This window comes from Pseudomonas sp. GW823-FHT01D03 (assembly GCF_058798255.1).
This window is the reverse complement of record NZ_JBXAKK010000001.1, coordinates 5,659,036-5,679,482: the sequence shown is the minus strand read 5'-3', so window position 1 is coordinate 5,679,482 and position 20,447 is coordinate 5,659,036. Positions and strand designations below refer to the sequence as shown.

Genomic DNA, 20,447 nt, shown 5'->3' with positions numbered 1-20,447 from the left:
TCTTTGTAGATACCGTCTTGCCCCTTACCGGGCAAGTGCCAATTTCGGGTCAAATGGTTGGCCCGATTTGAGCACTCCGTAAACGAAGTGCAGCAACTTGCGCATGGCTGCACAGATGATCTGTTTGGGCGCCTTGCCATTGGCCTTCAAGCGTTCCTTCATGGCGATGATCGCCTCGTTGTGCTTCAGCGCTACCAGGCCTGGCATGTACAGACCCGCGCGGACGCGAGCCGATCCGATCCTGGAAATCACTGTTCTGCCTTTGAGCTTTCCCGAGTCCTGCAGCTTTGGGTTCAACCCCGCAGCAGCGACCAGTTTGCGAGGGTCGTCATATTTGCGCAGGTCGCCCAGTTCGGCCAGCAGCCGCTCAAGGGTTTTCTGCCCGATACCGTCGATGGTCACGATCAAGTCGCGCATCTGGCGCATGTCCGGATCATCGTCGATGTGTTTCTTGATCGCTTTGTGCGTTTCAGCGATCTCTTTTTCGATGTGGCGCAGAACGGAGTTGATCGAGTCTTTGACCTTTTCGTCGGACACATCCAGACGATTGAGCTCCATCTGTTCCATTTCCTGAAGATCATCCAGCCGACGCACCATCGCCTTCAGTTGGCGGTATTTCAGTGGCTCCGGTGCCCAAAGCTGAAGCTTTTCAGCCTTTTCCCGAGCAAAATCAGCGATCAGTTTGGCGTCGCTTTTATCGGTTTTGATCCGGCGTAACTCGCTGTCGGCGTAAGCATGGGTCGTGGCCGGATTGACGACACAGACCCGGTAACCCTTGCTGTAGACGAACTCGGCAAGTTCCAGGTGATAGATGCTGGTGGCTTCCATCACGATCAAGGCTGTAGGCTCGACCTGCTTGTTCAACCAAGCTTCAAATTCTTTGAAACCCTTCGAGTTATTAGGCAGCTTGGCCTTGGTTTTGTGCTTGCCGTTCGGCAAGTGCGTGGCGATATCAAAGGTATTTTTAGCGACATCGACACCGACGAAACTGGACATGACTGTCTCTCCATTGATCCGTTTTCGATCATCACTGCACTCTGTCCAACCTTGCGAATGCGAGCTCTCGCCAGAGACGGGCCCAAGATACCGTTCGAACTATATGAGTGAGTGTGGAGGGCTGGAGCACGATCTACATCACAGGCAAAAAGCCTAAGGAGCTGCACGGCTTCCAAGTCCCTCCCTCGATGATCAGTCGAGAACTATCGCTCCTGACGGAGCGATAGTCGAGATACAAGGAGCTGCCGAAGGCTGCGATCTGTTGATCTTGGAAAGCCAAGATCGCAGCCTTCGGTAGCTCCTGCAGGGATCGTGTTGAATGGAAACATTGCGCTTTTACGCTCAAGGCCCGAGCCTTGCGCGCTGCGGTAACGAATAACGAGGTGAGCGACACATGTATCACGGGGAAAAACTCAACGCCTGGACGCATCTGGTCGGGGCAGTGGCAGCGTTTATCGGCGGCGTGTGGATGCTGGTGATTGCCAGCCTCGACGGCAGTCCGTGGAAAATTGTCAGCGTGGCGATCTACGCCTTTACCTTGCTGGTGCTCTATAGCGCCTCGACCGTGTATCACAGCGTGCGCGGGCGCAAGAAAGCGATCATGAAGAAGGTCGATCACTTTTCGATCTACCTGCTGATCGCCGGCAGCTACACACCATTCTGTCTGGTGACGCTGCGCGGGCCCTGGGGCTGGACACTGTTCGGGATTGTCTGGGGGCTGGCGCTGATCGGCATTTTGCAGGAAATCAAACCACGCTCGGAGGCGCGGATCCTGTCGATCGTGATCTATGCGGTGATGGGCTGGATCGTGCTGGTGGCGGTCAAGCCGTTGATTGCGGCGCTGGGCACTACCGGTTTCGCCTGGCTGGCGTCGGGCGGGGTGTTGTACACCGTGGGGATCATCTTTTTTGCCCTGGATCACCGGTTGCGGCATGCGCACGGGATCTGGCATTTGTTTGTGATCGCCGGGAGTCTGCTGCACTTTGTGGCGATTCTGTTTTATGTCCTCTGAAGCAAGATCAAAAGATCGCAGCCTGCGGCAGCTCCTACAGTTGAAACGCGATCCATCTGTAGGAACTGCTGGAGGCTGCGATCTTTTAGCGCTTTAGAAGTCGCCCCAAAGTTGCTGAGCCACCGCCAGTGCAACCACTGGCGCGGTCTCGGTACGCAACACTCGCGGGCCGAGGCGGGCAGCGTGGAAGCCGTTGCCCTTGGCCTGCTCAACCTCGGCATCCGACAAACCACCCTCCGGCCCGATCAGAAACGCCAGCGTCGCCGGTTTGGCATGGCTCACCAATGGCTCCGCCACCGGGTGCAGCACCAGTTTCAACTCAGCCTGGGTTTGCTTCAGCCAGTCGGCCAACAACACCGGCGGATGAATCACCGGCACCCGCGAACGGCCGCACTGCTCACAGGCGCTGATCGCCACCTGACGCCAGTGCAGCAGGCGTTTGTCGGCGCGTTCGTCCTTCAGGCGGACTTCGCAGCGGTCGCTGAAGATCGGGGTGATTTCCGTCACGCCCAGCTCGGTGGCTTTCTGGATCGCCCAGTCCATCCGTTCGCCCCGGGACAGGCCCTGGCCGAGGTGGATCTGCAGCGGCGATTCGATCTGGCCGGCGAGCTGTTCGTCGATCTGCACGACGACGCGTTTCTTGCCGACTTCCACCAGCGAGCCGCGAAACTCATGGCCGGAACCGTCGAACAACTGCACCGCATCGCCCTCGGCCATGCGCAGTACGCGGCTGATGTAATGCGCCTGGGCTTCCGGCAGTTCGTGTTCGCCGGTGCTCAGGGGGGCGTCGATAAAGAAGCGGGACAGTCTCATTTCGGGTCTCTAAAAAATTGGCTCAGAGTGACGGCTTACTGATGTCTTGCTTTTGTGGCGAGGGAGCTTGCTCCCGCTCGACTGCGCAGCAGTCGCAAATCCTGTCAGCGCGGTATGTCTGTAATACCGCATCGCTCGGGATAGGGAGTCCTTCGGCCTCCAGCGGGAGCAAGCTCCCTCGCCACAGGGGGCAGAGCGAAGGCTTAGCCCGGATCACGGAAACCGGGGTGGAAATCCTTCGGCACCGCCACGCTGACGCTGTCCCGGGTGGCGATGTCGATACCTTCGCTGGCGACTTCGGCGAGGAAGTCGATCTGCTCCGGGGTAATCACATACGGCGGCAGGAAATACACCACACTGCCCAGCGGCCGCAGCAACGCGCCGCGCTCCAGCGCATGCTGGAACACCTTCAAACCGCGACGTTCCTGCCAAGGGTAGGCCTCTTTGGTGGCTTTATCCTTGACCATCTCGATCGCCAGCACCATGCCGGTCTGGCGCACTTCGCTGACATTCGGGTGATCGACCAGATGCGCAGTGGCCGAGGCCATGCGCCGGGCCAGGGTCTGGTTGTTCTCGATGACGTTGTCCTGTTCGAAGATATCCAGCGTCGCCAACGCGGCTGCACAGGCCAGCGGGTTGCCGGTGTAGCTGTGCGAATGCAGGAAGGCGCGCAGGGTGGGGTAGTCGTCGTAGAACGCGCTATAGACCTCGTCGGTGGTCAGGCACGCCGCCAGTGGCAGGTAGCCGCCGGTCAGGGCCTTGGACAGGCAGAGGAAGTCCGGGCGGATGCCGGCCTGCTCACAGGCGAACATGGTGCCGGTGCGGCCGAAGCCGACGGCGATTTCGTCGTGGATCAGGTGCACGCCGTAGCGGTCGCAGGCTTCGCGCAGCAGCTTGAGGTACACCGGGTGATACATGCGCATGCCGCCGGCGCCCTGAATCAACGGCTCGACGATCACCGCTGCAACGCTGTCATGATGCTCAGCCAACGTCTGTTCCATGGCCGCGAACATGTTGCGCGAGTGTTCTTCCCAGCTCATGCCTTCGGGGCGCAGGTAGCAATCCGGGCTCGGCACCTTGATGGTGTCCATCAGCAGCGCTTTGTAGGTCTCGGTGAACAGCGGCACGTCGCCGACCGCCATCGCTGCCATGGTTTCGCCGTGGTAGCTGTTGGTCAGGGTGACGAAGCGCTTTTTGTTTGGCTGGCCGCGGTTGAGCCAGTAGTGAAAGCTCATTTTCAGCGCGACTTCGATGCAGGACGAACCGTTATCGGCGTAGAACACCCGGTTCAGGCCTTCCGGGGTCATCTTCACCAGACGCTCGGACAGCTCGATCACCGGTTGATGGCTGAAACCGGCGAGGATCACGTGTTCCAGCTGATCGACCTGATCCTTGATCCGCTGGTTGATGCGCGGGTTGGCGTGGCCGAACACGTTGACCCACCAGGAGCTGACGGCATCGAGGTAGCGCTTGCCTTCGAAGTCTTCGAGCCAGACGCCTTCACCGCGCTTGATCGGGATCAGCGGCAGCTGTTCGTGGTCTTTCATCTGGGTGCAGGGATGCCACAGCACCGCGAGGTCGCGTTGCATCCACTGGTTATTCAGGCCCATTTACAGTCTCCTCGAGGCGGCTCGCGTCAGGCGCGGGCAAACAATCGCGCAAGCCTATGCAATGCATCGCGCCGGGACAACCCATTGCGTCGATTGAGCTACTTTGTATGGGCCGATAGACGTCGCTGGCGGCGTTTTGATGGCTGACGTATTCTTCGCGGTTCTTTGGGTCGTCTGACCCGCAAAACTGCTTTTTTCCTACGTGTATTTCCGGAGTTCGCTGAATGTCTGTCGGTTGGCTGCGCGCCTGTGCGCTGGTGATGTTGGGGCTGTTCAGCGTTACGGCGCTGGCCAAGGATAAAACCGCAATCGTGATCGGCGGCGGCCTGTCGGGCCTGACTGCGGCTTACGAGCTGCAAAACAAGGGCTGGCAGGTCACCCTGCTGGAAGCCAAGCCGAGCCTCGGCGGTCGCTCGGGCATGGCCACCAGCGAGTGGATCGGCAACGACAAGACCCAGCCGGTGCTGAACAAGTACGTCTCGACCTTCAAGCTGGGCACCACGCCAGCCCCTGAATTCGTGCGTACTCCGGGTTATCTGATCGACGGCGAGTATTTCTCCGCAGCCGATCTGGCGACCAAGCAGCCAGCTACCGCCGACGCCTTGAAGCGCTACCAGAAAACCCTCGACGATCTGGCGCGCTCGATCGACGACCCGCAGAACCCGGCCGCGACCAACACCCTGCATGCGCTGGACCAGATCAACGTCTCGAGCTGGCTCGACAAGCAGAACCTGCCGGCCACCGCGCGTCAGTTGATCAACCAGGACATCCGCACTCATTACGATGAACCTTCGCGGTTGTCGCTGCTGTATTTCGCCCAGCAGAACCGCGTGTATCGCGGCGTTTCTGATCGCGACCTGCGCGCCTCGCGTCTGGTCGGCGGCAGCCAGGTACTGGCCCAGGCCTTCGTCAAACAGATCAAGACCATCAAGACCAACTCGCCGGTTTCCGCGATCACTCAAGACAAGGACGGCGTGACCGTCAAAGTCGGCAGTGTTGGCTACCAGGCTGACTACGTGGTGCTGGCCGTGCCGCTGCGTGCGCTGAACAAAATTGCGCTGACCCCGGCGCTGGACGCTCAGCACCTGGCCGCGATCAAGGGCACCAACTACGGCTGGCGCGACCAGATCATGCTCAAGTTCAAGACGCCGGTGTGGGAAAGCAAGGCGCGCATGTCCGGTGAGATCTACAGCAACACCGGCCTCGGCATGCTCTGGATCGAGCCGGCGCTGAAGGGCGGCGCCAACGTGGTGATCAACCTGTCCGGTGACAATGCCCGCGTGATGCAGGCGTTCGGCGACAAGCAGATGGTCGATCAGGTGCTGATCCGTCTGCACGCGTTTTATCCACAGGCCCGCGGCTCGTTCACTGGTTATGAAATCCGTCGCTACAGCACCGACCCGTCGATGGGCGGCGCCTACCTGGCTTACGGCCCGGGCCAGATCAGCAAGTTCTGGCGCATGTGGGAGCGCCCACTGCAACGCGTAGCGTTTGCCGGCGAACACACCGACACCCTGTATCCGGGCACTCTGGAAGGCGCGCTGCGCACTGGTCAGCGTGCGGCCAGTCAGGTTGAAGACCTGGCGGCCGGCAAATCGTTTGAACCGGTCAAAGTGGTTCCGGCCGCAGCAGCGGCAGGCGCGGCGGGTGCCGTGGCGGCGAAGAAGGGCAATTTCTTCAGCAACTTGTTTGGCGGTTCGGATGACGAGAAGAAGCCAGAACCTGTGAAGGCGCCTGAGCCAGCTCCAGCGCCAGCACCTGCACCTGCACCTGCACCTGCACCTGCACCGGCTCCAGCCCCTGTGCCAGCTCCGGTGGAAGCGCCGAAACCCGCCGCTCCGGTGAAAACCGAACCGGCGAAGAAAGCGCCAGCCAAGCCTGCGGCGAAGAAGCCTGCGGCCAAAACCGAGGCGAAAAAGGCCCCGGCCAAGCCAGCGGCGAAAAAGGCTGAACCGGCGAAGAAGCCAGCGGCCAAGCCTGCGGCGGCTCCGGCGGCAAGCACCGAGACCAAAGCGCAGTAAGGCTTTGCGGTGAATGAAAAAGCGCGGCTCTCATGCCGCGCTTTTTTTATTGCCCGCCAAACCGCATTCGCGAGCAAGCCCGCTCCCACAGTTGGAATGCATACTCCCTGTGGGAGCGGGCTTGCTCGCGAAGAGGCCGGTTGAGGCAGCACACATTCTGGATCTGTACCCAGCCTCCTGCCCCACACTTTCCCCGTTAATCTTTCCTTAACTACCATGCTCAAGACTCTTGATCGTATTTCTCGATATTTCAAAGCAAAATTTTCCGCTTTAATTCGATAGATAACTCGCTAGTCTTGGTTCGCAGTTCTCACAGGATTTGGGCAATGCAGCTACGTAACTCTGCTTCACGCTATGGTTGGGTCAGCATCTTCATGCACTGGGGCGTGGCGCTGGCGGTCTTCGGGCTGTTCGCGTTGGGTCTGTGGATGGTGGGGCTGGATTACTACAGCAGCTGGCGCAAAGATGCGCCGGATCTGCACAAGAGCATCGGTCTGGTGTTGTTGGGTGTGATGGTGTTGCGGGTGTTGTGGCGCTTTATCAGCCCACCGCCACCGACGCTGCAAAGCTACAGCCGCATGACCCGCATCGGCGCCAAGTTCGGCCATGGGTTTCTGTACCTTGGGCTGTTCGCTGTGATGCTTGCCGGTTACCTGATTTCCACCGCAGACGGTGTCGGGATCCCGGTGTTTGGCCTGTTTGAAGTTCCTGCACTGGTTTCCGGGCTACCGGATCAGGCAGACACCGCCGGGGTGATTCATCTCTGGCTGGCATGGGCGCTGGTAATTTTTTCCGGTCTCCATGCGTTGGCAGCATTGAAGCACCACTTTATCGATCGTGATGCGACCCTAACTCGAATGCTCGGTCGCAAAGCCTGAAATTCAACCTCGACTCAAAGGAAAAGAAAGCATGTTGAAAAAGACTCTGGCCGCTCTGGCAATCGGTTCTGCACTGCTCTCGGCTGGTCAGGCCATGGCTGCGGATTACAAAATCGACAAGGAAGGCCAACACGCCTTCGTTGACTGGAAAATCAGCCACCTGGGTTACAGCTTCATCCACGGTACTTTCAAGGATTTCGACGGTACGTTCTCGTGGGATTCGGCCAAGCCTGAAGCCAGCAAGATCTCGGTTGATGTGAAAACCGCCAGCCTGTGGTCGAACCACGCTGAACGTGACAAGCACATCGCCAGCAAAGACTTCCTCGACGTGGGCAAGTTTGCTGATGCCAAGTTCGTCTCCACCGCCGTTAAATCGACCGGTGAAAAGACCGCTGACGTGACTGGCGACCTGACCCTGCACGGTGTGACCAAGCCAGTGACCTTCAAGGCTACGTTCAACGGCGAAGGCAAGGATCCATGGGGCGGCGAGCGTGCTGGCTTCAACGCCAAAACCACCCTTAATCTGAACGATTTCGGGATCAAGGGCCCAGGTCCGACCTCGCAAACTGCGGATCTGGACATCTCGCTGGAAGGTGTGAAAGTCAAATAACTTTCGTCCGCCACATAAAAACGCCCCCGGTCGCAAGGCCGGGGGCGTTTTTTATTGCCCGCCACACTGCAGAGCCATTGTGGGAGCGGGCTTGCTCGCGAATGCGGCGGGTCAGTCGATACTTCCGTTACAGACATACCGCATTCGCGAGCAAGCCCGCTCCCACAGGTGATGTGGTGATTCAGGGATATTGGCTTGCTCATAAAAAATGCCCCGGCTCTTTCGAACCGGGGCATTTTTCATTGCCGCGATAACTCAGCGATTGCGGGTCAGCAAGGCTGGTTTTTCGCCGCGCGGACGGGTCGGCAGTTGATCGAGCTGCTCAGGTGTCGGGAAGCGGTCAGCCTTGGACTCCTTGTGCATGATCTTCGGCCCGGTGCTGCGCGGGTTCTGCACGGCCGGTTCGGCGCGTTGCTGATCGTCGCGAGCCGGACGGCGGTTGCGCGAGGACTCGTCACGACGGCCCTGGCCATCACGCGGAGCACCGTTGCGCGGGCCGTTGCGTTTGCCCGGCGGAGTGCCGGTGCTCGAACCGTTGCTGTTGCGCGGGCCGTTCTGGCGACCTTGCGACTGACCGCCGCGTGGAGCGCCTGCGCCTGCACCTTGTGCCGGAGCACCCGGACGACGGCCGCGGCCACCGGCAGGGGCAGCTTTCGGCACGTAATCCACGCGGTTACCGAAGTTATCGATATCGTCGTCGAGGAACTCGTCCGGTGCACGATCAGCCGCAGCGCGTGGTGGCTGGCTCGGACGCTGTTCGCGGGCCGGGGTGCCTTCACGTGGCTTCTGCTGACGGGCAGGGCGCTCGCCGCGTTCGCCGGCGGGTTTTTCCTTGCCCTTGTCTTTGCCTTTGTCCTTGCGACCGCCGCCACCACCGCCGCCATTCGGACCGTCGCCACGCGGGCCACGGGAGTTGCGCGGGTTGCGCATGTCCGGACGCTCACGGGCTTCTGGCTTCTCGGCTTCAATAGTGCTCGAATCGAAGCCCATCAGGTCGCCGTCGGCAATTTTCTGCTTGGTCATGCGTTCGATGCTTTTCAGCAGTTTTTCTTCGTCCGGGGCCACCAGCGAGATCGCTTCGCCCGAACGACCGGCGCGGCCAGTACGGCCGATACGGTGTACGTAGTCTTCATCGACGTTTGGCAGCTCGAAGTTGACCACGTGTGGCAACTGGTCGATGTCCAGACCGCGAGCAGCGATGTCGGTCGCTACCAGAATGCGCACTTCACCGGCCTTGAAGTCGGCCAGGGCTTTGGTGCGGGCGTTCTGGCTCTTGTTGCCGTGGATCGCCACAGCCGGCAGGCCGTGTTTGTCCAGGTACTCGGCCAGACGGTTGGCGCCGTGCTTGGTGCGGGTGAACACCAGTACCTGTTCCCAGGCGCCGGCGGTGATCAGGTGCGCCAGCAGGGCACGCTTGTGGCTGGCCGGCAGACGGAACACACGTTGTTCGATGCGCTCGACCGTGGTGTTCGGCGGCGTGACTTCGATGCGTTCGGGGTTATGCAGCAGCTTGCCGGCAAGATCGGTGATGTCTTTGGAGAAGGTCGCCGAGAACAGCAGGTTCTGACGCTTGGCCGGCAGACGCGCGAGGACTTTCTTCACGTCGTGCACGAAACCCATGTCGAGCATGCGGTCGGCTTCGTCGAGCACGAGGATTTCGACGTGGGACAGATCGACGCTGCCCTGGCCTGCGAGGTCGAGCAGACGACCCGGGCACGCGACGAGCACGTCAACGCCACGGGACATGGCCTGAACCTGCGGATTCATGCCGACGCCGCCGAAGATGCAGGCGCTGACGAATTTCAGGTCACGGGCGTAGATCTTGAAGCTCTCGTGTACCTGGGCCGCGAGTTCGCGGGTCGGGGTCAGGACCAGTACGCGCGGTTGGCGCGGGCCATGACGCTGGGATTTGTCCGGGTGACCGTTGGGGAACAACCGCTCCAGGATCGGAAGGGCGAAACCGCCGGTTTTACCGGTACCTGTCTGTGCCGCAACCATCAGGTCGCGACCTTGCAACACGGCGGGAATGGCCCGCTGTTGCACCGGAGTAGGCTCGGTATAGCCCGCATCTTCGATGGCACGGACTAAAGCCTCGGAGAGACCGAGGGAAGCAAAGGACATGAGTAATCCTGTTTTAGTTAGGGCTTGGCCCAATGGGAGTCTTGCCTGGCGCGAATCGCGTTTAAGAGGACGCGATCCCGTCCGGTCCTGCTGCGGTTCCGAAGGCACGTCAGGAGCGCTCGCGCGGGCTGAAAGCTGCGCTGTAGCGGGTCGAGAGGCCTGTTACGGTTCCGGGCGTCCGGGCGTGAGCCTGGCGGGAACGCCGGAGTATAACAGAGCAATCACTGCGCGCTGCTTTCCTGCTGCTCAACGGTTTTGCGGCTGGCCGAAGCATTGCCCAGCGGCACTGCATCGACCGGGGCTGCGCCGTAGCGTGCGCTGAGCTCGGCGTAGGCCGGTTCGCGCTTGAAACGCTTGAGCTCGGCGCCAAAACGCGCCACCAGCAGATCCATGCCGGCATTGCGTCGAACCGCCAGATATTGGCTCTGACGGCTAATGACCACAGGGTTTTCGGTGATTTGATCGCGAATATTCAGCTGATCGAGCAAGTGCTGGCCCACGCGGCGATCGGTGATCAGCAAGTCGATGCGTCCGCGCAGCAGTTTGCCGAAGTTGGCCTCGTGGGTCGGTGCCGGCTCGCGGGTGAACAGTGTCGATTCGCTGAAGTCCGGGCTGTACAGATAGCCCGGCGAAGTGCCGATGGTCAGGCCTTTGAGGTCTTCGAGCTGACGGAACGGATGGGGGCGGTCGTTGGCGTAGAACATCACGAACTCGACGTCCGACAGCGGTTCGATGGGATAGAGCAGGGTGGCATCGCGCTCGTCGCTGTGAAAGATGTCCAGCGCGCCGTCAGCCTGGCCGGTTTCGAGCATCGACAGGCAGCGTTTCCACGGCAGGAACTGCCACTCGACTTCGATTCCGAGACGCTTGAACACGATGGCGGTGGTTTCATAGTCCAGCCCGAGGTTCTTGCCACCCTCTTCGTAGACGTAAGGCGCCCACGGCTCGGTGACAATACGCAGTTTCTCGCCCCGAGCGGCAAAGCTCAGGCAAGCAAAAACCAGCACGGTGAGTAACTGCGCGAAAAAAGGCATGGCTTGAGATTACGACGAGAAACGCGAAAGAGCCAGAAAGTGCCTGCACAAGCTCTGTTTCGGGCATTTAAAAGCAAAAGATCGCAGCAACGACACCCCTGTAGGAGCTGCCGAAGGCTGCGATCTTTTGATCTTTCTTGTAGTGCTTAGCGCGGCAACTTCAGGTTATTCCAGATCGCCAGACTAGGTTCAGCCTGGTTCATGGAATAGAAGTGCAGCCCCGGTGCGCCACCCTGCAGCAGGCGTTCGCACATTTCGCTGACAACTTGCTCGCCGAAGCGCTGAATGCTCTGGCTGTCATCGCCGTAGGCTTCCAGTTGCTTGCGGATCCAGCGCGGGATTTCCGCACCGCAGGCATCGGAGAAACGCGCCAGCTTGCTGTAGTTGGTGATCGGCATGATCCCCGGCACCACCGGAATATCCACGCCCAGCGCCTGCAAACGGTCGACGAAGTAGAAGTAGCTGTCGGCGTTGAAGAAGTACTGGGTGATGGCGCTGTCGGCGCCGGCGCGGGCCTTGCGCACGAAGTTGGCGAGATCGTCTTCGTAATTGCGCGCTTGCGGATGCATCTCCGGGTAAGCGGCAACTTCGATGTGGAAATGATCACCGGTTTCTTCACGAATGAATTCAACCAGTTCGTTGGCGTGACGCAGCTCGCCGCTGGTCATGCCCATGCCGGACGGCAAGTCACCACGCAGGGCAACGATGCGCTTGATGCCGGCAGCCTTGTACTCATTCAGCAGGCCGCGCAGGTCGTCCTTGCTGTCGCCGACGCACGACAGGTGCGGTGCGGCCGGTACTTTGACTTCGCTCTCCAGCTGCAGAACGGTGTTGAGGGTGCGATCACGGGTCGAACCACCAGCGCCATAGGTGCAGGAGAAGAAGTCGGGATTGTACGTTGCCAACTGGCGGGCAACGTTGAGCAGCTTTTCATGCCCAGCATCGGTCTTGGTCGGGAAGAACTCGAAGCTGTAGCGACGGTCTTGGGACATGGGAAATACCCTTGGAAACACGAAGCCTGTGAGGCTTGCACGACCCATGTGGGAGCGGGCTTGCTCGCGAAAGCGCCGGGTCAGACAACATCAATGCTGAATGACATACCGCTTTCGCGAGCAAGCCCGCTCCCACAGGGAGAGCAGGCCGCCGCGTCAATCAGTAGCGGTAAGCGTGCGGCTTGAACGGGCCTTCGACGGTCACGCCGATGTAGTCAGCCTGTTGCTTGGTCAGTTGAGTGACCACGCCACCGAAGCCGCGCACCATTTCCAGGGCCACTTCTTCGTCGAGTTTCTTCGGCAGTACTTCAACGGTCAGACGCTCGGCTTTCTCGGCTGGCGACAGGTCGGCGTACTTCTGGCCGAACAGGAAGATCTGTGCCAGTACCTGGTTGGCGAACGAACCGTCCATGATACGGCTCGGGTGACCGGTGGCGTTGCCCAGGTTCACCAGACGGCCTTCGGCCAGCAGGATCAGGTAGTCGTCGTTCTGTGCGTCGAAAGCGCCCGGGCCGGTACGGTGGATCTTGTGTACCTGTGGCTTCACTTCTTCCCATGCCCAGTTCTTGCGCATGAAAGCGGTGTCGATTTCGTTGTCGAAGTGGCCGATGTTGCAGACAACAGCGCGCTTCTTCAGGGCTTTGAGCATGTTCGCGTCGCAAACATTGACGTTACCGGTGGTGGTCACGATCAGGTCGATCTTGCCCAGCAGCGCTTTGTCGATGCTCGCTTCGGTGCCGTCGTTGATCCCGTCAATGAACGGCGAAACCAGTTCGAAACCGTCCATGCAGGCCTGCATGGCGCAGATCGGGTCAACTTCGGAGACCTTGACGATCATGCCTTCCTGACGCAGGGACTGGGCCGAACCCTTGCCCACGTCACCGTAACCGATGACCAGCGCTTGCTTGCCGGACAGCAGGTGGTCGGTACCACGCTTGATTGCATCGTTCAGGCTGTGACGGCAGCCGTACTTGTTGTCGTTCTTGGACTTGGTCACCGAGTCGTTGACGTTGATCGCAGGGATTTTCAGCTCGCCCTTGGCCAGCATGTCCAGCAGACGGTGAACGCCGGTGGTGGTTTCTTCGGTCACGCCGTGAACGCGATCCAGTACTTGTGGGTACTTGTCGTGCAGCAGCTGAGTCAGGTCGCCGCCGTCGTCGAGGATCATGTTGGCGTCCCATGGCTGGCCATCTTTCAGGATGGTCTGCTCCAGGCACCACTCGTACTCTTCTTCAGTCTCGCCTTTCCAGGCGAAAACCGGGATGCCGGCAGCGGCGATGGACGCAGCAGCCTGATCCTGAGTCGAGAAGATGTTGCAGGACGACCAGCGTACTTCGGCACCCAGGGCAACCAGGGTTTCGATCAGCACGGCAGTCTGAATGGTCATGTGGATGCAGCCGAGGATTTTCGCGCCCTTGAGCGGCTGCTCGGAGGCGTACTTGCGGCGCAGACCCATCAGGGCCGGCATTTCCGACTCGGCGATGATGGTTTCGCGACGGCCCCAGGCAGCCAGGGACATGTCGGCAACTTTGTAATCGTTAAAATCTGCAGGCGTGATAACAGCGCTCATGAAGAGCCTCCATTCGTAATGTATGCGAATGGGCGCCGTTGTGCGTTTAGTGTCCGGCCGTGGCCAGTCAACGCCCCATCCGAGCCTGACAGGTTGAACCTGCTGCAGCGCCCCTCGGACAGGTGGCGGGAAAACGGTAACAAGTGAAGGTTACCGTTTTGAAACGGGGGCGATTATAGCCGTCTAGACTGATCTTCCAAAGGGTTTCTGTCGGCCAGATGAAGATCGCTAATAGCGACCATAGTAGAAGGCTCATGGAGCCTGACCGCCCGGTCTGCCAAGATGGCGCCATCTTTCGGCAAACGCTCAGGAGTGAACATGAATTTCCACACCCGCAAATGGGTAAAACCCGAAGACCTGAACCCCAACGGCACCCTGTTCGGCGGCAGCCTGCTGCGCTGGATCGACGAAGAAGCGGCGATTTACGCGATCGTCCAGTTGGGCAATCAGCGCGTGGTGACCAAGTACATTTCCGAAATCAACTTCGTCAGCGCCTCGCGCCAGGGCGACATCATCGAGCTGGGCATCACCGCTACCGAGTTCGGTCGTACCTCGATCACCCTGACCTGCGAAGTGCGCAACAAGATCACCCGCAAGAGCATCCTCACTGTCGAGAAGATGGTCTTCGTCAACCTCGGCGAAGACGGTTTGCCGGCGCCGCACGGGCGCACCGAGATCAAGTACGTCAAAGACCAGTTCAAGGAAGATGAACTGGTCAGCAACTAACACCGGCGGCGTGCCCTTCGCGAGCAAGCCCGCTCCCACATGGATTGCTTTGTACCTGTGGGAGCGGGCTTGCTCGCGAAGGCGGTTGTTCAGTCAGCGAAGAATCATCTGGCCACTGAACAGCCATGAACCGCCGGGGTCGTAGGTAAACACCCCCCCCCCCACGGTTCCCACGCCATGACCACCCCGACAGACGGCAAGACCCCCAACCTCTCGACCGATGAAAAACATGAAGTCGAGAAAAACCAGCCGCCCCGCGCGGCGGTTCTGCATGAAATCATCCGCACTCAGGGCGATCAGGAACTAGAGCGCAGCATCGCCGCGTTGTGGTGGTCGGCGCTCGCCGCCGGGCTGACCATGGGCCTGTCGCTGATGGGCATGGGCCTGCTCAGTTCGCGTCTGCCCGACGGCGATGAGTTCAAGGTCATCTCCAGTTTCGGCTACTGCGCCGGTTTCCTCGCGGTGATTCTCGCCCGCCAGCAACTGTTCACCGAAAACACCCTGACCGCGGTTCTGCCGGTGATGACCAAACCGACCCTGGCCAATTTCGGCCGGCTGATGCGCCTGTGGGGCGTGGTCCTGTTCGGCAATTTGTGCGGGACGATTCTGGTGGCGTACGTGATGCTCGAGTTGCCGATCTTCGACACCAGGACCGATCACGCCTTCCTCGAAATCGGCCGCAAGGTCATGGAAAACCATGCCAGCCAGATGTTCGCCAAGGGCATTGTCTCCGGCTGGATGATCGCCACCATGGTCTGGATGATCCCGTCCATGGAGAGCGCGAAGATGTGGATCATCATCCTCATCACCTACCTGATGGCGCTGGGCGACTTCACCCACATCGTGGTCGGTTCGGCGGAAGTGTCGTATCTGGTATTTGCCGGCGAGCTGCCGTGGAGTGATTTCTGGATGGTGTTTGCAGGTCCCACCCTGGCGGGGAACATCATCGGCGGCAGTTTCATTTTCGCCCTGATCAGCCATGCGCAGATCCGCAGCGAGAGCGGGGCGCCCAAGACGGATAAACCGAACTCCGGCAAACCCCGCGAAGATGAGTCCGACAGCAAGCCCCGATAGTTTCAGGCCTTGAACGGCGGGCTGACCGGTTCTGTCGTCGGTTCGCTTTCAGGTGCCTTGAGCTGTCCCTCCCAGCGCGCTATTACCAGCGGTGCCAGTGCATTGCCCAACACATTGAGCGCGGTGACCGGCATGTCCATCAAGCGGTAGACGCCGGCGATGATTGCCACGCCTTCCACTGGCAAACCGGCGGTGGTCAGGGTCGCTGTGAGGATGATGAACATGAAACCCGGCACTCCCGCCGCGCCCTTGGACGTCAACACCATGATCAGCACCAGCATGGCCTGATCCGCCAGACCCAGATCAATGCCATACGCCTGAGCGATAAACAGCGTGCCCAGTCCGGCGAACAGCGAGGCGCCATCAAGGTTGAACGAGTACCCCAGTGGAATGACCATGCTGGTGATCGGGCGCGGAGCGCCATACTTCTCCATTTTCTCGATCAGTTGTGGCATCACCGTGGCCGACGCAGCACTGCTGTAAGCCAGGATCAATTCACTGCGTATTTCCCGAATCAGGTGGAAAAAGCGAATGCCGGCCATCCGCGCCACCAGGCCCAGCACGCCCAACGCGAAGAGCAACACCGCGACGTAAGTGATTCCGATCAGCTTGGCCAGTGGCAGCAACGCACTGAGGCCGAAGCTGGCCACGGTGACCCCGATCAGGCCGAAGATGCCGATGGGTGAATAGTGCATGACCAGATGCGTGACCTTGAACATGGTGTCCGATACCGCCTGTATCACGGCGATCAATGGCGCCTTCTGCGGCTCGGGCAGCATCGACAGGGCACAGCCGAACAGGATGGCGAAAAACAGCACTGAGAGCAGCTTGCCCTGGGACATGGCCAGGACGATGTTGTCCGGCACGATGTTCACCAGGGTTCGGCCCAGGTTCTGTGTGTCCCCCGTATTCGCCAGACCAATGGCCGGTGATTGCAGGGTGCTGCTGAAGTCCGCGCCGGCGCCGGGCTGAAAAACATTGCCGACGATCAGTCCGAAGACGATGGCGATGCTGGTGATGGTAAAGAAATAAACCAGCGTCTTTAATCCGACCCGACCCAGCGCCTTGGTGCTGCCTGCCCCGGCGATGCCGACGACCATGCACGCAAAGACCAACGGTACGACGATCATTTTCATCAGCCTGATGAACAGGTCCCCTGCCGGTTGCAGCAGATTGTCGATGAACCAGATCTTGTGTTCGGGAAACTGGTTGAGAAGGATGCCGACGATTATTCCGGCTGCCAGCCCGATCATAATGCGGGTGACCAGACTGGTGGGTTTCCTGGTAGTCATGATGTGCCCCTTTTGTTGTTGTGTTTGTTGGGGTGAAGCTCAGTGTGCGAAGAGACCGTCGAAGTCCTTGAAACCCTTGACCTCGATCGGATTGCCGCTGGGATCGAGAAAGAACATCGTGCGCTGTTCGCCGGGTTCGCCGGCGAAGCGGATCACCGGAGGGATTTCAAACGTTGTGCCGAGGCGGCTCAAACGATCAGCCAGCTCCAGCCACTCCTCCAGCGGCAGGACGACGCCAATGTGCGGCATCAATACTTTGTGATCGCCAACCTGGCCGGTACGGGTAGTGGTGAAGGGCGTGCCCACATGAAGCGAGAGCTGATTGCCGAAAAAGTCGAAGTCGACCCATGTCTCGGTACTGCGGCCTTCGGTGCAGCCCAACACATCTCGATAAAAAGTCCGCGCCTGTTGCAGGTCGTAAACATGGTATGCAGCGTGAAAAGGTCTGTTCATATGATGTCCCCAAGTGAAGGAGCGCTCAGGGTAAACAGACCGTGCGGCGGGGCATAACGACTTCGCCTTGTTCTGAGCGAAAGGAAAACTTATGGATGTACGGTTTCTGAAAAGCCTGGTGGCCGTGGTCGAGACCGGTTCGATTGCGGCAGCGGCACGGCGCGAGAGTCGCACTGCGGCAGCTATCAGTCAGCGCGTTCAGGCGCTCGAGAGATTGCTGGGTTGCACGTTACTGCTGCGTACCGCGCACGCAGCCAGACCCTCGGACCAGTGCCTGCTGATTCTGCCGAAGATCAGGGCGATCATCGAATTGGCACAGGATCTACAGAGCGATCTGCATCCCGATGGGGTGGCCGGTGAACTGACAATCGGTGCAATTTCCACAGCGCTGACCGGCGTGTTACCCACCTTGATCGAACGATTGGCGCTTACAGCACCTGATTTGAAGCTGAAGATCACCCCGGGTGACTCGAAAAGTCTTTACGAGAAGGTGCTTGCAGGGGAGTTGGACGCGGCGATTCTGGTCAGGCCACCGTTCCAGCCGCCCAAGGCATTGGCCCTGGTCGTGCTCAAGGTCGAGCCGCTGATTCTGGTGGCTCCTGCGGCGTACGCCGGGCAGTCGCTGGAAACGCTGTTGCGCGTTCATCCGTTCATTCGTTACGACGCACGCTCGTGGGGTGGGCAGATTGCTCAGCGCTACCTCGATGAGCAGGCCATCGAACCCAACGTGCTGTGCGAACTGGATGCGCTGGAAACGATCGTCATGCTGGTCGCGCAGGGGATGGGGGTATCGCTGGTGCCGCAGTGGGCCGGGATGATGCTGGAAGGGATGTACGTGTTACCGGTCGAGGACGGGCAGCGTCATGCGCGCGAGTTGGTGGTGATGCATGGCTCGACGCCGCACCGCCCATTGGCGATGCGGCATCTGCTTGATTTGCTGTGCGGTGCGTCGTGAGGAGGTTCGCGACGGCGCTGCGGTAATACATCAGTGTGCGGGTTCAGCCACGGTCGTCGGCTCGTCACGGGTGGCGTGCTTGACCAGTTTGCCGATGGTCAGGCCCTGCAACAGGATCGACGACAGCACCACGATGTAGGTGATGCTCAGCAGCAGATCGCGCTCCGGGCCCAGCGGCAGGGCCAGCGCTAGTGCCACCGAGACGCCGCCGCGCAAACCGCCCCAGGTCAGGATGCGAATGGTGCCGCGCGGCACTGTGCGCCAGCGCCGCAGCAGGACAATGGCCGGGGCCACGGTGAGCAGGCGCGACAGCAGGATCGCCAGCGCCAGCAAACTGGCCGCCGCCACGTGCGCCCAGTTGAACGGCAGCAGCAACAGCTCCATGCCGATCAGTGCGAACAGCAGCGCATTGAGCATGTCATCGAGCAGCTCCCAGAAGCCGTCGAGGTACTTGCGGGTCATGTCGTTCATCGCCAGGTTGCGCCCCAGGTTGCCGATGATCAGACCGGCCACCACCATCGCAATCGGTGCGGAAACGTGCAGCTCGGTGGCCATCGCCGAGCCGCCGATCACTAGCGCCAGGGTCAGCATCACCGTGATCTGATGCTGCTGGACGCTTTTGATCATCCGGTACACCCCATAACCGATCAGTCCGCCAAACAGCACGCCGCCAAGGGCTTCGTGCACGAACAGCATGGCCGTGGCGCTGATGGTCGGCGTCTCGCCCAGTTGGGCGATGCCCAGCAACACGGTAAACACCACCACCGCAGTGCCGTCGTTGAACAGCGACTCGCCGACGATGGTGGTTTTCAGTGGTTTGGAGGCATTAGCGGTACGCAGTACGCCGAGCACTGCGATCGGGTCGGTTGGCGAAATCAGCGCGCCGAACAGCAGGCAGTAGAGGAAGCTCACGTGCCAGCCGAACAGGGCAAAAATGTAATAGGCGAGGCTGCCGATCACCGCGGTGGCAATCAGCACACCGAACGTTGCCAGCAGGCCGATCGGCCAGCGGTAGCTGCGCAGGTCGTTGAGGTTGACGTGCAGGGCGCCGGCGAACAGCAGGAACGACAGCATCCAGTTCATCAGCAGATCGCCGAAGTCGATCTGGCCGATCAGTTGTTGCACGCGTTCTTCCAGGCCGGGATAGCCGAGCACGCTCAGGCCTTGCAGCAACAGGGAAAACATCAACGCGGTGACCATCACGCCGATGGTCGGCGGCAGGCCGATGAAGCGGTAATTGACGAAGGTGAGGAGGGTGGTGAGGCAGATAAAAGCGGCGACAAGTTCTAGCATCCGGGCTCCATTGGATGGGGGTGGAAAGACAGCGCCCCGATTCTTCGGTGCAAAGGTTGGATGGGCTGTTTCGGGGTGGGGACACAATCATGCCCCCTCGGTTGGTCAGCCGCAGACATTGGTGTAGGGTCAACAAAAAAATCAAGGAGTGGGACGTGGCGGCGACAGTTCTGGTGTTAATGGCGGCGCTGTTGCATGCGACGTGGAATACCCTGATCAAGTTCAGTGCCGAACGGCTGCTGGTGGTGGCGTGCATGGACACGGTGGCGCTGCTGTTCGTGGCGCTGGCGTTGCCCTTCATCAGTCTGCCGCCGCTGGACATCTGGCCGTGGATTCTGGCTTCCGCGGCGTTCGAATTGCTGTATCGCTATCTGCTGATTCAAGCCTATCGGGTCGGCGACCTCGGGTTGGTCTATCCGTTGATGCGGGGCTTGTCGCCGCTGGTGGTGCTGGCGCTGACCCTGATCTTCGCCGGCGAAGTGCTCACTGCGCAGCAGATTTTCGGGATCATGCTGATTCCGTTGGGCATGGCCTGCCTGCTCTGGCAGGGCGGTGGCGGCAAGCATCTGCCGTGGTCGATGCTGCCGGTGGTGGCGCTGATCGGCTTGTGCATCGGTTGTTATACCTACATCGATGGTCAGGCCTTGCGGCGCTGGTCGCATCCACTGGATTACCTGGTCTGGGTCACGTTGCTCAGCGCCTGGCCGTTTCCGTTGCTGGCATGGGTCGCCAAACGCCCGGCATTTCTGGTGTTCTGGCGCGAGCAGTGGAAGCTGGGTCTGGCGGTCGGGTTCTGCGTGTTGTTCAGCTACGCTCTGGTGCTGTGGGCGATGCAATTGGGCTCGATTGCCGAAGCGGCCGCTTTGCGTGAGATCAGCGTTATTCTGGTGGTGCTGTTCGGCATGCGCTACCTGAAAGAACCTTTCGGCAGGCCGCGGCTCTTAGCCTGTGGGCTGGTGCTGATCGGCATGCTGGTGATGAAGTTCTGACCGCTCGC

The 20,447-nt window shown here is 60.2% G+C and carries 18 protein-coding genes and 1 riboswitch; of the genes, 8 read left to right on the top strand and 10 right to left on the bottom strand.

Going from position 1 to position 20,447, the window contains the following annotated elements; translation table 11 throughout:
• Positions 1 to 24: 24 nt before the first annotated feature.
• A complete protein-coding gene (locus AC1RBR_RS25200; RefSeq protein WP_492563214.1) occupies positions 25 to 996 on the bottom strand; it encodes an IS110 family RNA-guided transposase in 972 nt (323 codons plus the stop codon).
• Positions 997 to 1,390: 394 nt separating this feature from the next.
• Here AC1RBR_RS25200 and trhA point away from each other — a divergent pair, with 394 nt between their 5' ends.
• Positions 1,391 to 2,008 (top strand): PAQR family membrane homeostasis protein TrhA, encoded by a 618-nt coding sequence (trhA, locus tag AC1RBR_RS25195; RefSeq protein ID WP_047596560.1) that lies wholly within the window; start codon positions 1,391 to 1,393, stop codon positions 2,006 to 2,008.
• 93 nt (positions 2,009 to 2,101) lie between these two features.
• Here the strand turns inward: trhA and AC1RBR_RS25190 are convergent, their stop codons facing one another.
• Together AC1RBR_RS25190 and AC1RBR_RS25185 are read right to left on the bottom strand one after the other, a co-directional pair.
• On the bottom strand, positions 2,102 to 2,821 hold the full coding sequence (locus AC1RBR_RS25190; protein WP_096795744.1) for a 16S rRNA (uracil(1498)-N(3))-methyltransferase: 720 nt from the start codon (positions 2,819 to 2,821) through the stop codon (positions 2,102 to 2,104).
• Positions 2,822 to 3,024: 203 nt separating this feature from the next.
• Complete coding sequence (locus tag AC1RBR_RS25185) at positions 3,025 to 4,431, bottom strand: adenosylmethionine--8-amino-7-oxononanoate transaminase (RefSeq protein WP_492567033.1); 1,407 nt, start codon at positions 4,429 to 4,431, stop codon at positions 3,025 to 3,027.
• 224 nt (positions 4,432 to 4,655) lie between these two features.
• Between AC1RBR_RS25185 and AC1RBR_RS25180 the strand changes: the two genes are divergently transcribed.
• The 3 genes from AC1RBR_RS25180 (at position 4,656) to AC1RBR_RS25170 (ending at position 7,940) form a co-directional block, all read left to right on the top strand.
• Entirely contained in the window at positions 4,656 to 6,452 is a 1,797-nt protein-coding gene (locus AC1RBR_RS25180; protein ID WP_492567032.1) for a flavin monoamine oxidase family protein, read from the top strand.
• 326 nt (positions 6,453 to 6,778) lie between these two features.
• A complete protein-coding gene (locus AC1RBR_RS25175; protein WP_096795741.1) occupies positions 6,779 to 7,330 on the top strand; it encodes a cytochrome b in 552 nt (183 codons plus the stop codon).
• Positions 7,331 to 7,361: 31 nt separating this feature from the next.
• Complete coding sequence (locus AC1RBR_RS25170; RefSeq protein WP_038358767.1) at positions 7,362 to 7,940, top strand: YceI family protein; 579 nt, start codon at positions 7,362 to 7,364, stop codon at positions 7,938 to 7,940.
• Positions 7,941 to 8,195: 255 nt separating this feature from the next.
• On the opposite strand, the gene rhlE2 is transcribed toward AC1RBR_RS25170, so the two are convergent.
• The 4 genes from rhlE2 to ahcY form a co-directional block, all read right to left on the bottom strand.
• Positions 8,196 to 10,061 (bottom strand): RNA helicase RhlE2, encoded by a 1,866-nt coding sequence (gene rhlE2 / locus AC1RBR_RS25165; RefSeq protein WP_095137511.1) that lies wholly within the window; start codon positions 10,059 to 10,061, stop codon positions 8,196 to 8,198.
• Between the two features lie 221 nt (positions 10,062 to 10,282).
• Entirely contained in the window at positions 10,283 to 11,095 is an 813-nt protein-coding gene (locus tag AC1RBR_RS25160) for a substrate-binding periplasmic protein (RefSeq protein ID WP_492567029.1), read from the bottom strand.
• A 146-nt stretch (positions 11,096 to 11,241) separates the two neighbouring features.
• Positions 11,242 to 12,087 (bottom strand): methylenetetrahydrofolate reductase [NAD(P)H], encoded by an 846-nt coding sequence (metF, locus tag AC1RBR_RS25155; RefSeq protein WP_003229047.1) that lies wholly within the window; start codon positions 12,085 to 12,087, stop codon positions 11,242 to 11,244.
• 160 nt (positions 12,088 to 12,247) lie between these two features.
• Positions 12,248 to 13,657 (bottom strand): adenosylhomocysteinase, encoded by a 1,410-nt coding sequence (gene ahcY / locus AC1RBR_RS25150; protein WP_096795737.1) that lies wholly within the window; start codon positions 13,655 to 13,657, stop codon positions 12,248 to 12,250.
• A gap of 23 nt (positions 13,658 to 13,680) precedes the next feature.
• A riboswitch (S-adenosyl-L-homocysteine riboswitch) is annotated at positions 13,681 to 13,779 on the bottom strand.
• A gap of 196 nt (positions 13,780 to 13,975) precedes the next feature.
• Between ahcY and AC1RBR_RS25145 the strand changes: the two genes are divergently transcribed.
• Both AC1RBR_RS25145 and AC1RBR_RS25140 read left to right on the top strand, forming a co-directional pair.
• Positions 13,976 to 14,383 (top strand): acyl-CoA thioesterase, encoded by a 408-nt coding sequence (locus AC1RBR_RS25145; protein ID WP_095137509.1) that lies wholly within the window; start codon positions 13,976 to 13,978, stop codon positions 14,381 to 14,383.
• Between the two features lie 177 nt (positions 14,384 to 14,560).
• Positions 14,561 to 15,457, top strand: coding sequence for a formate/nitrite transporter family protein (locus AC1RBR_RS25140; protein WP_492567027.1), 897 nt, complete (start codon positions 14,561 to 14,563; stop codon positions 15,455 to 15,457).
• Positions 15,458 to 15,459: 2 nt separating this feature from the next.
• Here the strand turns inward: AC1RBR_RS25140 and AC1RBR_RS25135 are convergent, their stop codons facing one another.
• Both AC1RBR_RS25135 and AC1RBR_RS25130 read right to left on the bottom strand, forming a co-directional pair.
• Positions 15,460 to 16,749 (bottom strand): cation:dicarboxylate symporter family transporter, encoded by a 1,290-nt coding sequence (locus AC1RBR_RS25135; protein WP_492567025.1) that lies wholly within the window; start codon positions 16,747 to 16,749, stop codon positions 15,460 to 15,462.
• 39 nt (positions 16,750 to 16,788) lie between these two features.
• Positions 16,789 to 17,202 (bottom strand): VOC family protein, encoded by a 414-nt coding sequence (locus AC1RBR_RS25130; RefSeq protein WP_253150685.1) that lies wholly within the window; start codon positions 17,200 to 17,202, stop codon positions 16,789 to 16,791.
• A 91-nt stretch (positions 17,203 to 17,293) separates the two neighbouring features.
• Here AC1RBR_RS25130 and AC1RBR_RS25125 point away from each other — a divergent pair, with 91 nt between their 5' ends.
• Positions 17,294 to 18,157 carry a LysR family transcriptional regulator gene (locus AC1RBR_RS25125; protein WP_253150683.1) on the top strand — a complete coding sequence of 288 codons (864 nt, stop codon included), beginning with the start codon at positions 17,294 to 17,296 and terminating at the stop codon, positions 18,155 to 18,157.
• Between the two features lie 30 nt (positions 18,158 to 18,187).
• On the opposite strand, the gene AC1RBR_RS25120 is transcribed toward AC1RBR_RS25125, so the two are convergent.
• Complete coding sequence (locus AC1RBR_RS25120; RefSeq protein WP_166495345.1) at positions 18,188 to 19,450, bottom strand: cation:proton antiporter; 1,263 nt, start codon at positions 19,448 to 19,450, stop codon at positions 18,188 to 18,190.
• Positions 19,451 to 19,605: 155 nt separating this feature from the next.
• On the opposite strand from AC1RBR_RS25120, the gene AC1RBR_RS25115 reads away from it, so the two are divergent.
• Positions 19,606 to 20,439, top strand: a complete 834-nt coding sequence (locus tag AC1RBR_RS25115) for an EamA family transporter (RefSeq protein WP_480404130.1) — start codon at positions 19,606 to 19,608, stop codon at positions 20,437 to 20,439.
• Positions 20,440 to 20,447: the final 8 nt, after the last annotated feature.